General features: G+C 71.0%; 12 protein-coding genes. 7 read left to right on the top strand and 5 right to left on the bottom strand.

All coding sequences use genetic code 11. The annotated features are described in order from the left end of the window. Positions 1–8: 8 nt before the first annotated feature. From DFH01_RS14700 to DFH01_RS14685, 4 genes are all read right to left on the bottom strand, one after another. A complete protein-coding gene (locus tag DFH01_RS14700) occupies positions 9–1,520 on the bottom strand; it encodes a tripartite tricarboxylate transporter permease (RefSeq protein WP_233256119.1) in 1,512 nt (503 codons plus the stop codon). After that, a complete protein-coding gene (locus tag DFH01_RS14695) occupies positions 1,517–2,065 on the bottom strand; it encodes a tripartite tricarboxylate transporter TctB family protein (RefSeq protein ID WP_109871201.1) in 549 nt (182 codons plus the stop codon). Before DFH01_RS14695 ends, DFH01_RS14700 begins: the two co-directional genes overlap by 4 nt. A 19-nt stretch (positions 2,066–2,084) precedes the next feature. Further along, positions 2,085–3,095, bottom strand: coding sequence for a Bug family tripartite tricarboxylate transporter substrate binding protein (locus DFH01_RS14690; RefSeq protein ID WP_233256118.1), 1,011 nt, complete (start codon positions 3,093–3,095; stop codon positions 2,085–2,087). A 71-nt stretch (positions 3,096–3,166) separates the two neighbouring features. Next, positions 3,167–3,988, bottom strand: coding sequence for a GNAT family N-acetyltransferase (locus DFH01_RS14685; protein ID WP_158287765.1), 822 nt, complete (start codon positions 3,986–3,988; stop codon positions 3,167–3,169). An 82-nt stretch (positions 3,989–4,070) separates the two neighbouring features. On the opposite strand from DFH01_RS14685, the gene DFH01_RS14680 reads away from it, so the two are divergent. The 5 genes from DFH01_RS14680 to DFH01_RS14660 all read left to right on the top strand — a co-directional run bounded on the left by DFH01_RS14680 (position 4,071) and on the right by DFH01_RS14660 (position 9,907). Further along, on the top strand, positions 4,071–5,072 hold the full coding sequence (locus tag DFH01_RS14680) for a Gfo/Idh/MocA family protein (RefSeq protein ID WP_158287764.1): 1,002 nt from the start codon (positions 4,071–4,073) through the stop codon (positions 5,070–5,072). Further along, positions 5,072–5,890 (top strand): sugar phosphate isomerase/epimerase family protein, encoded by an 819-nt coding sequence (locus tag DFH01_RS14675; RefSeq protein ID WP_109871199.1) that lies wholly within the window; start codon positions 5,072–5,074, stop codon positions 5,888–5,890. The genes DFH01_RS14680 and DFH01_RS14675 overlap by 1 nt, the downstream gene beginning before the upstream one ends. Beyond that, positions 5,890–7,317 carry an enolase-like domain-containing protein gene (locus tag DFH01_RS14670; protein WP_109871198.1) on the top strand — a complete coding sequence of 476 codons (1,428 nt, stop codon included), beginning with the start codon at positions 5,890–5,892 and terminating at the stop codon, positions 7,315–7,317. The genes DFH01_RS14675 and DFH01_RS14670 overlap by 1 nt, the downstream gene beginning before the upstream one ends. 73 nt (positions 7,318–7,390) lie before the next feature. After that, the gene (locus DFH01_RS14665; protein ID WP_109871197.1) at positions 7,391–8,938 is read left to right on the top strand and encodes a UxaA family hydrolase; all 1,548 of its coding nucleotides are present in this window, start codon (positions 7,391–7,393) and stop codon (positions 8,936–8,938) included. A gap of 9 nt (positions 8,939–8,947) precedes the next feature. Next, positions 8,948–9,907, top strand: coding sequence for a DUF808 domain-containing protein (locus DFH01_RS14660; RefSeq protein ID WP_109871196.1), 960 nt, complete (start codon positions 8,948–8,950; stop codon positions 9,905–9,907). A 1-nt stretch (position 9,908) separates the two neighbouring features. On the opposite strand, the gene DFH01_RS14655 is transcribed toward DFH01_RS14660, so the two are convergent. Continuing rightward, the gene (locus DFH01_RS14655; protein ID WP_109871195.1) at positions 9,909–10,454 is read right to left on the bottom strand and encodes an amino acid synthesis family protein; all 546 of its coding nucleotides are present in this window, start codon (positions 10,452–10,454) and stop codon (positions 9,909–9,911) included. Positions 10,455–10,551: 97 nt separating this feature from the next. Here DFH01_RS14655 and DFH01_RS14650 point away from each other — a divergent pair, with 97 nt between their 5' ends. Further along, a complete protein-coding gene (locus DFH01_RS14650; RefSeq protein ID WP_109871194.1) occupies positions 10,552–11,202 on the top strand; it encodes a glutathione S-transferase family protein in 651 nt (216 codons plus the stop codon). Positions 11,203–11,295: 93 nt separating this feature from the next. Beyond that, entirely contained in the window at positions 11,296–12,816 is a 1,521-nt protein-coding gene (locus tag DFH01_RS14645) for an amidohydrolase family protein (RefSeq protein WP_109871193.1), read from the top strand. Positions 12,817–12,834: the final 18 nt, after the last annotated feature.

Raw genomic sequence — 12,834 nt, 5'->3', positions numbered from 1 at the left:
CCGCGGCTTTACCCCGGCGCGGGCCTGCGGCGGAAGGGGGCGAGTAGCCGCCCCATCAGCCCCGGCACCGACCACAGCGCCGCGAAGATCGTCAGCGCGCAGAGGACGGCGCTGATCGGGCGCGTGAAGAAGGGCGTCAGGTCGCCGCCCGAGAGCGTCAGGCCACGCAGCAGGTTCTTGTCGAGCAGGTCGCCCAGCACGATGCCGAGCACCAGTGGCGCCATGGAGAAGCGAAGCTCGCGCAGGATGAAGCCGACCAGGCCCGCGCCGAGCATCACCCAGATGTCGAACAGGCGGGAGGTGATGGCGAAGGCGCCCACAGTGCACAGCACGAAGACGATCGGCATCAGCCGCGCGCGGGGGATCAGCAGCACCCAGAGCAGCGGCCGTACCAGCACCAGGCCATAGACCAGCTTCACCATGTCCGCGATGATCAGCATCGCGACGATCTGGTAGATGAACTCGGGCGCCGTGATCGCCAGCATCGGCCCCGGGTTGAGCCCGTGGATCATCATCGCCGCCATCAGGACGGCGGCCGGCGCACTGCCCGGTACGGCCAGCGTCAGCACCGGGATGATGGCGCCGGGCACGCAGGCGCTCTCGCCCGTCTCGGCGGCCATCAGCCCCTCGACGCTGCCCTTGCCGAATTTCTCCTTCTCCGCGCTCGCACGCTTTGCCGCGGCGTAGCTGGTCCAGGCGGCGATGTCCTCGCCGAGGCCTGGCATCGCACCGATGAAGGTGCCGAGGCCGCCGGAGCGCAGGATGGTGCGCCAATATTGCGTCACGTCGCGAATGTGCGGGATGACGCTGTCCATCTTGGAGCTGACGGCCTTCACCGCCGGCCCGCGCATGGAGTTCAGCACCTCCGCCACGCCGAAGACGCCGACCAGCACCGGCAGCAGCCCGAGCCCGCCGGCGAGATCGGTGTTGCCGAAGGCGAAGCGCGGATAGGCGTGGTTCGCCTCCTGCCCGACCGTTGCGACAAGGAGCCCGAGAAAGCCGGCGATATAGCCCTTCAGCGGATCGCCGCCGGAAAGCGACCCGGCGATGACGATGCCGAACAACGCCACCCAGAACATCTCGTAGCTGCCGAACTGCAACGCGAACTCGCCGAAGCTCGGCGCGAAGAGCGCCAGGATCATCGTGCCGAACAGCGTGCCGAGCCAGGAGCCGAGCGTGGAGATGCCCATCGCCCGTCCCGCGAGCCCCTGTCGCGCCAGCGGATAGCCATCCAGCGTGGAGGCAGCGGAGGCCGGCGTGCCCGGAATGTTGAGCAGGATCGCGCTGCGCGAGCCGCCATAGATCGCGCCGACATAGACGCAGACCAGCACCAGCATCGCCACGTTCGGGCCCATGCTGAAGGTCAGCGTGGTGAGCAGCGCGACGCCCATCGTCGCCGTCAGGCCGGGCAGGGCGCCCACCACGATGCCGATCAGCACGGCCCACAGCGCGTGGAAGATCGCGCCGCCCTGCAGCACATGGGCGAAGCCCGCGCCCAGCATCGAGATCGGGTCGGTCAAGGCAGCCGCACCAGGAAGATCCGCTCGAAAACCAGCATCACCGCAAGCCCGGTGCCGAGCCCGATCAGCGCCGCCTCCACCAGCCGTCGTGGCCTCCCCTTCGGCCCGAGCTCCCATTCGAAGATGGCGGTGAAGGCGAAGACGAAGAGCGCGCTCGCCATCCAGAAGGGCAGGCGCCCGACCAGCACGCCCGCGTAGACGGTGCCGAGCACCGCCGCGATCAGCAGGCGCGACGCGTCGGTGCGCGCATGTGACGCCGGCGCCGACTGCGCCCGCAGCGCGCCGCGACGCACCGCGCGCAGCCCGAGCACGATCGCCAGCAGCGAGATCACGGTCGCGTGGAAGCCGGGCACGATGCCCGGCGCCGTCAGCCCGGTCTGCGACTGCTCGACGAAGGTCGGCATGTTCCAGGCCAGCGCGATCACGCCGAGCCCGAAAGCCAGCAGCACCGCCGCGGTGACCAGGTCCCAGCGCGGCGGCAGCGGCGCGCGGTCGCCGGAGAAGGGGCTTTCCGCCTCTTCCTCCGGCGCCTGCTGCGCCGTCACGCGGGCGCCCCGCCCAGGATCAAAGCCGCTGGATCCCCAGCGTGTCCGGGCTCACCTTCGCGGTGCCGCCGTCGAAGTAGAGCCAGGCGGTCTGGCGCACCATCTTCCAGGCCTGGTTGTGGGCTTCCTCGCCATAGAGCGGCGCGAAGACCGCGGCGCGCTGCGCGGCGTAGTCCTTCAGGCGCTGGCTGTTCGCGATCTTGTCGCGCCAGACCTGGCCCATCGTGTCCACCACGTTCTGCGGCACGCCCTTCGGGCACCAGATGCCGAAGTAGTTCAGCGGCGCCGGGACGTTCGGCAGCCAGCGCGTGATGGAGGGGATCTCGCCGAAGCCCTGCAGCGTCACCGGCTGCTCGGCCTGGACCGCCAGCGGGATCAGGCGGCGCGCGCGGATCATCTCGGCGGCTTCCACCAGCAGCACGGCGCCCATCGGCGTCTCGCCGCTGACGGTCGCGATCATCGCCGGGTTGCCGCCGTCATAGGTGGCGTGGCGGTAGTTGATGTTGGTCGCGGCCTTGACCGCGGACATCATGTTGTGCCCGGCCGAGCTCACGCCCGCCGTCGCAACCGCGAGGCTGGCGCCGCGGCTGCGGAAGGCCTCCATGGCGGCACCGAAGTCGCGGATGCCGGCCTGCGGATTGGCGACGAGGATGTTCACATTCGCCACCGCGAAGAACAGGTTCCAGTCCGCCAGCATCGTGTCGAGCAGTCCGAGCACCTTGTAGCAGCCCACATCCACCGCCGCGCCGGCGGCCCAGGTGTAGCCGTCCTTCTCCGCCGCGAGGGCGTTGCGCGTGCCGATGGAGCCCGAGGCGCCGGGCTGGTTCACCACCACGAAGCGCTGGCCGAGCGCGGCCTCGAGCTCCGGCGCGACGAGGCGCACCATCTGGTCAGTGGAGCCGCCGGCCGCCCAGGGCACGATGATCGTGACCGGTCGTTCGGGCCGCCACGCGCCCTGCGCGCGTGCGATGCCGGGCATGGCGAGGCTTGCCGCGCCGGCGGCGAGCAAGGTCCTGCGTGCGATGGTCATTCTGGTCCGTCCTCTCCCGTGGTGCGGTAACCCGGCAGTTACCGGGATGGTGCGGCGATGGCGCCGCAGCGTCAACCGAACTCGGGCCCGGCCATGGCGACGAGCAGCCCGGGCGCGCCGGGCAGCGGCGTGCCGAGTGTCATGCGCGTGAAGCGCCTGAGCCGTTGCGCGCCGGCGGCCTCGATGGCGAGGGCAAGCTCCGCCTGGTCGTCGGCGAGGTCGAGCAGCGCCGGCCCGCCGATGGCACCGCGCGCCGCCGCGACCAGACCGACTGCCGCGGCGGGAGAGCGCGCGACCACCGGGCCGATCTGCGGCAGCCGGAACCCGTCGCGGCCGAGCGCGAAATCCGCACCGTCCTGCGTGATCCAGGCGGCCTGAGGCAGCCGTGCGGCGAAGCCGCGCAGCAGGCTCTCGCGCGGCACGCCGAAGGCCGCCGCATCGCGGTCGAGGATGCCGTCCCAGTCCTCCGCGCGCAGCGCGCGCGCGGGCGCCGCGCCGCCGGAAGGCGCAGCGCCCAGGCGCCAGCGCGCGAAGCCGAAGCGGTCCTCGAAGCCGAGGCGGCGATAGACCTCTCGCCCCTCCGGTGTCGCATCCAGTGCGATGCAACGCGTGCCGGAGAGCGCCTCCACCGCCCAGCGCATCAGCGCGGTCGCCAGCCCGCCGCGCCGCCGGTCCGGCCGCACCAGCACCATGGAGATCCAGGCGAGGTCCGGACCGAAAGGCAGCACGGCGGCGGTGGCGGCCAGGCAGTCCGGGTGGCCGTCATCCAGGGTCCGCACTTGGCCCTGGCGCAGGAAGACGCGCCAATCCTCCGCCGTCTGGTTCCAGCCGGCGGTGGCGGAGAGCGCGACGGCGCGGGGCAGGTCGTCCTCGGTGAGCGGGCGGGGGGGCATGGCGCCAAGGCTTCCGCCTGCCGGGCGCGGGGTCAACCTTGACGGCATGGTCCGCGCGGATTTGGCTGCGCGGATGCCGCGCATGCTGCTCATCGGATGTGGCGCCTTCGGGCGCGTCCATGCCGCGGCGCTGGCGCGGCTGGGTGTGACGGCGCTCGGCTATGATCCGTCGCAGGCGGCACGCGCCGCCCTGCCGGGCCTGCGGTTCGCGGACACGCTGGAGGACGGGCTCGCCGCTTGTGACGCCGCGATCGTCGCCACGCCGCCCGAGACGCATCGCGCCATCGCGGAAGCGGTGCTGCGCGCTGGCTGCGGCCTTTTCCTGGAGAAACCGGCCACCGTGACGGCGGCGGAAAGCGTGGAGCTCGAGGCGATCGCGCGCGAGACCGGCTGCATCGCGCAGGTCGGCCTCTATTTCCGCTTCCACCCCAAGGCGCAGGCCCTGCATGCGATGGTCCGCGCGGGCGACTTCGGTCGGCTGCATCACCTCTCCGCGCGCATGTCGGGGTTGAAGCGCGCACGCGCCGATTCCGGCGCGCTGTTGAACGACGCGGTACATTTTGCCGACCTGCTGCCCTGGATGGCGGGGGAGGCGCCGGCGCGGGTCTTCGCGACGCTCTCCGATCCGCTCGGGCGCGGGCGGGAGGATCTGGCGCTGATCCAGCTTCTCTTCCCCTCCGGCGCCACCGGCTTCATCGAGGCCGGCTGCGTCCTGCCCGGCGAGCATGACGACGCCGTGGTACCCGGCGCGGAGACGCGCAAGCTGCTCGCCATCGCCGGGCGCGATGCGCTGGCCGAGCTCGACTTCGCGGCCGAGCGCCTGGCGCTGCGGCGCGGCCGGCATGAGCCCGCGCCGGGCGGCGCCTGGCTGCCCGCTCATGCGCCGCGAGAGATGGTGGACGCGCCGGGGCTCGATCCCGTCGGCGTCGTGACGGCGCAACTCGCGGCCTTCCTCGAGGCGGTGCGAAGCCGCGTGCCACAGGGACCCGGCCTGCGGGAGGGCGGCGTCGCGCCGCTCGCCATCCTGGACGCGGCGCGGCGTTCGGCGCAGGAAGGCCGTGTCGTCACGATCGGGGAGGGGTGATGCGCATCGCGCTGTGCAACGAGGTCGTCGCGGGGCTGCCCTTCGTCGATCAGGCGCGCCTCGCCGCCGGCCTTGGCTATGCGGGGCTGGAAGTCGCGCCCTTCACGCTCGACGCAGAGGCGCCGCATCTGCTGCCCGCCTCGCGCCGCGTCGAGCTGCGCCGCATCGCGGAAGCGGAGGGCGCGCCGATCACCTCGCTGCACTGGCTGCTCGTGGCGCCGGCAGGGCTTTCCATCACCGGCGCCGATCCCGCGCTGCGCGCCCGCACGCTGGACGTGATGCAGCGGCTGATCGGCCTCGCCGCCGATCTCGGCGCGACGCTGCTGGTGCATGGCTCCCCGAAGCAGCGCCAGGTGGAGGCGGAGGGCGACGCAGCGCGCGCGGAGGAGGCGATGGCCAAGGCCGGTGCCTGGGCCGCGCAGCACGGCCTGACCTATTGCCTGGAGCCGCTGGATGCGCGCCAGACCAATTGGGCGCGCACGGTGGCGGAGGCGATCGCGATCGTCGAGCGCATCAACGCGCCCGGCCTGAAGACGATGCTGGACGTCAGCGCCGCCGGCAATGGCGAGGCCGAGCCGGTGGAGGCGCTGCTGCGCCGATACGTGCCGACCGGCTGGATCGCGCATGTGCATCTGAACGACCGCAACCGCCGCGGTCCGGGGCAGGGGAATGACCGCTTCGGCCCGGTGCTGCGCGCCCTGCGCGAGACGGGCTATCGCGGCTTCTGCGCCGTCGAGCCCTTCGACTACCACCCGGATGGCCCGACCTGCGCCGCGCGCGCGATCGGCTACCTCTCCGGCCTGATGGAGCCAGCCTGATGCACGCGCCGCGCTTTTCCCTCATCGAGACGCAGCGCCTGGAATGGCCGTTTAAGCTGCGCATGCCCTTTCGCTTCGGCGTGATCACGGTCACGCATGGCCGCCAGGCGGTTGTGCGCGCGCGCATCCGGCTGGAGGATGGCAGCGAGCACTGGGGCGTCGCGGCCGAAACCCTCGCAGCGAAATGGTTCGACAAGGACCCCGCGCTCTCCGACGCCCAGAACGAGCAGCAGCTTCGCCGCGCGCTTGAGATCGCGACGGAGGCGACACGCGCCGCCGGCGCCAACACCGCCTTCGGCCATTTCGCCGACACCTATGCGCAGGTCACCGCCGCCGCCGGCGCGGAGAAGCTCAACCCGCTGGTGGCCAGCTATGGCCGTGCGCTGCTGGACCGCGCGATGCTGGACGCGCTGCTGAAGGCGAAGGGTTTCTCCTTCTGGCGTGGCATGCGCGCCAACATCGGCGGCATGCTGCCGCACGCCGTCGTGCCCGACCTCGCCGGCTTCGACTTTTCCGCGTTGCTTGCCGCGCTCGATCCGCTGCGGCGTATCCACGCGCGGCACACCGTCGGCCTCGTGGACCCCATCACCGCGTCCGACCAGGCGGAGCGCGTGGATGACGGGCTGCCGGAGACGCTTGAAGACGTGGCCGCGACCTATCGCCACCGCTACTGGAAGCTGAAGGTCGGCGGCAACGTGCAGGCCGATGTGGAGCGCCTGTCGCGCATCGCCTCCGTGCTCGACCGGCTGCACGGCGGCTACCACGCCAGCCTCGACGGCAACGAGCAGTACGAGGATGCCGAGGGCGCGCTCGCGCTCTGGCGCGCCATGGAGGCGGAGCCGCGGCTTGCGAAGCTGCGCAACTCCATCCTGTTCATCGAGCAGCCGGTGAAGCGCGCCCGCGCGCTGGACACGGGCATGGGCACGCTCGCCGCCGCGCGGCCGGTCATCATCGACGAGAGCGATGGCCCGCTGGACGCCTTCGTCACCGGGAAGGCGCTGGGCTATGCCGGCGTCTCCTCCAAGGCCTGCAAGGGCGTCTGGCGGTCGCTGGTCAACCTCGCGCGCTGCCGCGCCTGGAACGCGGCGGAAGGGCGCGACCGCTACTTCATGTCGGCCGAGGACCTGACGACGCTCGCCGGAATTTGCGTGCAGCAGGATCTGGCGCTGGTGTCCTTCATGGGCCTGCCGCATGTCGAACGCAACGGCCACCACTTCGTGGACGGCTTCGCCGGCCGCCCGAAGGCCGAGGCGGTGCGCTTCATGGAGGCGCATCCCGATCTCTACGCCGACACCGCGCGCGGCCCGCGCTTGGCCATCCGCGACGGCGTGCTCGACCTCGGCTCGCTCGACGTGCCGGGCCTTGGCGCAAGCACCGAGCCGGACTTCGCGGCAATGGAGCCGATGCCGAAGGCCGCCTGGCCCTGAGGGCCGCCAACCGGTCTGGCCTCCCCGCAGCCGGCCGGGCAGAGTGCGCCGCAAGGAGCCGAGGAGCCTCGCCATGATCGACCTGCACGCCAAGCGGATGGAAGGGCCCGTCATCCGCCTCCACCCGGATGACAACGTCGTCGTCGCCCGCGTGGACATCGAGCCCGGCACGCCCATCCCCGGCGAGAACATGGTAGCGCGGGAGAAGGCCCCGGCCGGCTACAAGATCGCCACCCAGCACCTGCGCAAGGGCGATCCGGTGCTGAAATACCAGGTGACGATCGGCTTCGCCTCTGAGGACACGCCGCCCGGCACCATGCTGCACGGCCACAACATCGAGTTCCGCGAATTCGACCGCGACCCCGCGATCGGCCGCGATTTCCGCCCCGTCGCGCCCGTCCCCGAAGCCGAGCGCAAGACGTTCCGCGGCATCGTCCGCGCCGATGGCCGCGTCGGCACGCGCAACTACATCGCGGTCGTCTCCAGCGTGAACTGCTCCGCCACCGTCAGCCAGGCCGTCGCCGACTGGTTCACGGAGGAACGCCTGGCGGACTACCCGAATGTGGACGGCGTCGCCGCCTTCACCCACTCCACCGGCTGCGGCATGGAATTGTCGGGCGAGCCGATGGACCTGCTGCGCCGTACCCTCGGCGGCTACATGAAGCACGCCAATGTCGCGGGCGTGCTGGTGATCGGCCTCGGCTGCGAGCGCAACCAGATCAAGTCCATGCTGGAGAGCCAGGGCCTCACCCCCGGCCCGATGCTGCGCACCATGGTCATGCAGGAAGTGGGCGGCACGAAGAAGAGCATCGAGGCCGGCATCGCCGCCGTGAAGGAGATGCTGCCCGAGGCGAACCGCGCAACGCGCAGCACGGTCAGCGCCGCGCATCTCTGCATCGGCCTGCAATGCGGCGGCTCCGACGGCTTTTCCTCCATCACCGCCAACCCGGCGCTCGGCGCGGCCGTTGACCTGCTGGCGCGGCACGGCGGCACCGGCATCCTCTCGGAGACGCCGGAGATCTACGGCGTGGAGCACACGCTCACGCGCCGCGCCGCCAGCCAGGAGATCGGCCAGAAGCTGCTCGAACGGATCCGCTGGTGGAAGGACGTGTACGCGGCGGGGCGCGACACGCAGATCAACGGCGTGGTCAGCCCCGGTAATCAGGCCGGCGGCCTCGCCAACATCTTCGAGAAGTCGCTCGGCGCCATGATGAAGGGCGGAACCGGTCCGCTGATGGGCGTCTATCACTATGCCGAACCGGTCACCGCCAAGGGATTCGTCTTCATGGACACGCCGGGATTCGATCCCGTCTCCGCCACCGGCCAGATCGCAGGCGGCGCCAACATCATCGCCTTCACCACCGGTCGCGGCTCCATGTATGGCGCGAAGCCGGTGCCGAGCGTGAAGCTCGCCACCAACACGCCGATGTACCGTCGCCTCGAGGACGACATGGACATCAATTGCGGTGAGATCCTGGACGGCACGGCGAGCCTGCCGGAGATGGGCGAGCGCATCCTCGACCTGCTGCTCCGCATCGCCTCCGGCGAGAAGAGCAAGAGCGAGGAGCTCGGCGTCGGGCGGCACGAATTCGCGCCCTGGCAGATCGGCATCACGGGCTAGGCGCGGCGCATGGCAACCGGCCTTCTCGCGCTTCTCGACGACATCGCCGGAATCGCCAAGATCGCGGCGGCGTCGGTGGACGACGTCGCGGCACATGCGGCCAAGGCGGGCGCCAAGGCGGCGGGCGTCGTCATCGACGATGCCGCCGTCACGCCGCGCTACGTGGTGGGCTTCGCCGCGGCGCGCGAGATCCCGATCGTCAAGAAGATCGCCATCGGCTCGCTGCGCAACAAGCTGGTCTTCCTGCTGCCGGCGGCACTCGCCCTCAGCGCCTTCGCGCCCTGGCTGGTCATGCCGTTGCTGATGCTGGGCGGCGCCTTCCTCTGCTACGAAGGGGCGGAGAAGGTGTGGGAGAAGATCAGCCCGCACGGCGCCCACAAGCACGAGGAGAAGGTCGGCGCCGTGCCGCAGGATCCTCGGGCGCTGGAGGATGCGCGCGTCGCCGGCGCGATCCGCACCGACTTCATCCTCTCGGCCGAGATCATGGCCATCGCGCTCGCCACCATCACCACCGATTCGTTCTGGATGCGCGCGATCGTGCTGGCTGCGGTCGCCGTCGGCATCACCTTCGTTGTCTACGGCGCGGTCGCGGTGATCGTGAAGGCGGACGATGCGGGGGCGGCGATGGCGCGCGGCGGCAACGGCGCCGTCGCGGCGCTCGGCCGCCTGATCGTGCGCGGCATGCCGCCCTTCCTGGCGCTGCTCGCCGTGGTCGGCACGGCCGCGATGCTCTGGGTGGGCGGCGGCATCGTGCTGCACGGCCTGTATGAGTTCGGCCTGAAGACCATCGGCCACCTGCCGCAGGACCTGTCGCATGCGCTGCTGCCATCCGGCGGCTTCCTCGCGTGGCTGGTCGAGGCCATCGTCGCCGGCGTCTTCGGCCTGCTGCTCGGCGCCGCCATCATCCCGCTGGTGGAGCGCGTGGTTGCGCCGCTGGCGAAGCGCCTGCGCCGCGCGCCGGCGGCGTAGCTCAGCGCGCGGGCGCGTCGCCGCAGCGGTTGCGCAGCCTGCCGCCATCCGCGACCGCCATCGCGACCAGGATCTCGTCCGGGCGCGGCGCGTCGGCGAGGGTCACCGTCACCGCGTCGAAATGCGCGAAGCTCCAGGGGTCGTCCTTGTGGCCGAGCGGGATGTCGAGCGTCGCGCCGGCGTGTCCGACCTTCACGACGCTGCCGATCAGCGCTGCGCCGCCGCCGACCGCGGCGCGCATCGGCTTGCCGAGGTGCGGATGCACGCAGGCGCCGCCATGCTCCACCTCGCCGGCCACGCCCACCAGCGCCGCCTTGCCGTAGGACACGGCCGGCCCGCCGAGCAGCGCCACGAGCCCCGGCATGAGCCGCGCGCCAAGCTCCGCCCCGGCCTCGAACAGCGCCGACAGGTCCTGCACGGCGGGTTGCCCCGCGAAGGGGTTGCGGATCACGGCGAGGCCGACGGCCTTCACAACGGGGCGTTCGGGCATGGTGCCGAGCTCCTCGAAAATCTCCTCGCGCCATGTGACGATCTTGCGGATGTGCATGCGGCGGTTCTCCCTCGCCCCAGCATCACGCGCCTTTAGGCCCGGCATCAAGGGATTGCGCTGGTAAGCTTCCGGCGACCCCGGCAGGCTGCGGCGCATGACCTACATTCTCTACGGCGACCGGGGCTCGGGCTCCGCGATGGTCGAGATGGCGCTGGCCGAGGCCGGCCAGGCCGTCGAACTGCGCAGCGTTCCGCTGGAAGGCGATCACCAGCTCCGCGCCGCGTATCGCGCCATCAACCCGATGGGTCGGCTGCCGACGCTGCTGCTGCCGGACGGCACGGTGCTCACCGAGCATCTGGCGATCCTGCTGACCATCGCGGATCTCCACCCCGACGCCGCGCTGCTGCCGCCGGCAGGCGACCCGGCGCGCGCCATCGCGCTGCGCTGGATGGCGCTGATGGCGAGCGAGTTCTATCCGCTGGTCACCGTCTGGGACTACCCGGCCCGTTATACGCCCGACGCCACGGCCCTGGCCGGCATCCGCGACCGCGCGGTCGCGCAGGCGCGCGACGTGCTGCGCGTGGTGGAGGCGCATGCCGGGCTGCGCGGCGCGGGGTCCGAACCCTTCCTCCTCGGCGCGCGCTTCAGCCTGGCGGACATCCCGATCGCGGTGATGTCGCGCTGGATGGGCGGCCGTGCCTGGACGCCGGCGAATTTGCCGCGCATCGAGGCGCTGGCCCAGGCGGTCGCTGCCCGGCCGGCCATCGCTGCCATCTGGCGGCGCCACCGACTGTCCGGCGACTGAAACAATCCAGCACTTGCAACTGCGCTTCCCGTAGCCGCAGGCTCGCGGGCCGGGTTCACCTTCGCCGGGCGCAGCGCGCCCCGGGAGCTTCGCATGTCCGGCTTCCTCACCGAGGACGACCTGGAACGGCTTCGGCCGGCCAACGAGGTCATGTTCCCCTCGCCGATCCCTACGCAGGTGGTGGCCTCCGACGAGTTCATGCCCGTGCCGCAGAACGAACGGCAGAAGCGCGTCGAGGCGCGCATCAAGGCGATGGCCGACGAATACGGTCCGAAGCATGGCCTGTCGCGCCGCCGCTTCCTGCAGACCGCCGCTGGCATGGCGGCCGCCTTCCTCGCGATGAACGAGGAGTATGGCGAGCTCTACGGCGTCAGCCGGGCGGAAGCGCAGACGCCGGGCGCAGCCGATGCGCGCGCGGCCGCGCTGCGCGACCAGTTCGTGTTCGACGTGCACACGCATTTCCTGCGCCCCGACACGCGGCTGATGACCTTCGTCAACGCCCGCCGCGCGGTCGGCCAGGCCGGCTGGAACCCGCAGCTCGTCGGCGTGGAGCAGACCATCGAGCATCTGATGGAGGCGAACTGGTTCAAGGAGATGTTCCTCGACAGCGACACCAAGGTGGCGCTGATCAGCGGATCGCCATCCGAGGATCCGCGCGACTGGTTCCTGACCAACGACATGAAGTTCGATGCGCGAAAGCGCGTCAACGACGCCGCCGGCACGCGTCGCGTCCTGACGCATGGCATCTTCACCCCCGGCATGCCCGGCTGGATGGACGAGGTGGAGCGCTGCATCACCGAGCTCGATGTGGACAGCTGGAAGGGCTACACGGTCGGCGACAACACCAACAAGCACCTGGCGCAGCATCCCTGGCGGATGGATGACGAGAAGCTGCTCTATCCCTTCTACGAACGCATCCTGCGCGCGGGAAAGAACATCGTCTGCGTGCACAAGGGGCTCTATCCGCAGCAGGTGACGGACCGCTTCCCGCACCTGGTGCCCTATGCCGGCGTGGACGACGTGGGCAAGGCGGCGAAGGATTTCCCCAACATCAACTTCGTCATCTACCACTCGGCCTATCGCTGGACCGGTGGGGGCGGAGCGGGCATCGGCGTGGAGCAGTTCGCCCGCACCGGCCGCGTGGACTGGACCACGGACCTGGCGGAGATTCCCGCGAAGTTCGGCGTCAGCAACGTCTATGGCGACCTCGGGCAGATCTTCGCGCAGACCACGGTGATCGAGCCCGGTCTCTGCGCCGCGCTGATGGGCACGTTGATCCGCGGCCTCGGCGCGGACCACGTCGTGTGGGGCACGGACGCCGTCTGGACCGGATCGCCGCAATGGCAGATCGAGGCACTGCGCCGCCTGGAAATCCCGGAGGCCATGCAGCGGCAGCACGGCTTCGCGCCGCTCGGCGAGGCGGACGGGCCGGTGAAGCGCATGATCTTCGGCGAGACGAGCGCGCGGATGTACAACTACCAGCGCCGCGCCGACCTGATGGACGACGCCGTGAGCAAGGCCAAGGCGCAACACGCCGCCAGCGGCCAGGGCCGCAGCAACCTCGCCTATGGCTACGTGATCTGCGACCCGGAAGGCGAGACCATCGTCTCCTGAATGCGCCTGCCACTCCCT

Origin of the sequence: Falsiroseomonas bella, assembly GCF_003173615.1 — a bacterium.
Lineage (GTDB): Bacteria > Pseudomonadota > Alphaproteobacteria > Acetobacterales > Acetobacteraceae > Falsiroseomonas > Falsiroseomonas bella.
This window is presented reverse-complemented; position numbering and strand designations above follow the sequence as displayed.

Excerpts from the sequence above, each read along its gene's own strand:
- DFH01_RS14680 (WP_158287764.1), top strand. The coding sequence starts at position 4,071 with ATGCTGCTCATCGGATGTGGCGCCTTCGGGCGCGTCCATGCCGCGGCG.
- DFH01_RS14650 (WP_109871194.1), top strand. The coding sequence starts at position 10,552 with ATGACCTACATTCTCTACGGCGACCGGGGCTCGGGCTCCGCGATGGTC.
- DFH01_RS14655 (WP_109871195.1), bottom strand. The coding sequence starts at position 10,454 with ATGCACATCCGCAAGATCGTCACATGGCGCGAGGAGATTTTCGAGGAG.
- DFH01_RS14665 (WP_109871197.1), top strand. The coding sequence starts at position 7,391 with ATGATCGACCTGCACGCCAAGCGGATGGAAGGGCCCGTCATCCGCCTC.
- DFH01_RS14670 (WP_109871198.1), top strand. The coding sequence starts at position 5,890 with ATGCACGCGCCGCGCTTTTCCCTCATCGAGACGCAGCGCCTGGAATGG.
- DFH01_RS14660 (WP_109871196.1), top strand. The coding sequence starts at position 8,948 with ATGGCAACCGGCCTTCTCGCGCTTCTCGACGACATCGCCGGAATCGCC.
- DFH01_RS14675 (WP_109871199.1), top strand. The coding sequence starts at position 5,072 with ATGCGCATCGCGCTGTGCAACGAGGTCGTCGCGGGGCTGCCCTTCGTC.
- DFH01_RS14685 (WP_158287765.1), bottom strand. The coding sequence starts at position 3,988 with ATGCCCCCCCGCCCGCTCACCGAGGACGACCTGCCCCGCGCCGTCGCG.
- DFH01_RS14645 (WP_109871193.1), top strand. The coding sequence starts at position 11,296 with ATGTCCGGCTTCCTCACCGAGGACGACCTGGAACGGCTTCGGCCGGCC.
- DFH01_RS14690 (WP_233256118.1), bottom strand. The coding sequence starts at position 3,095 with ATGACCATCGCACGCAGGACCTTGCTCGCCGCCGGCGCGGCAAGCCTC.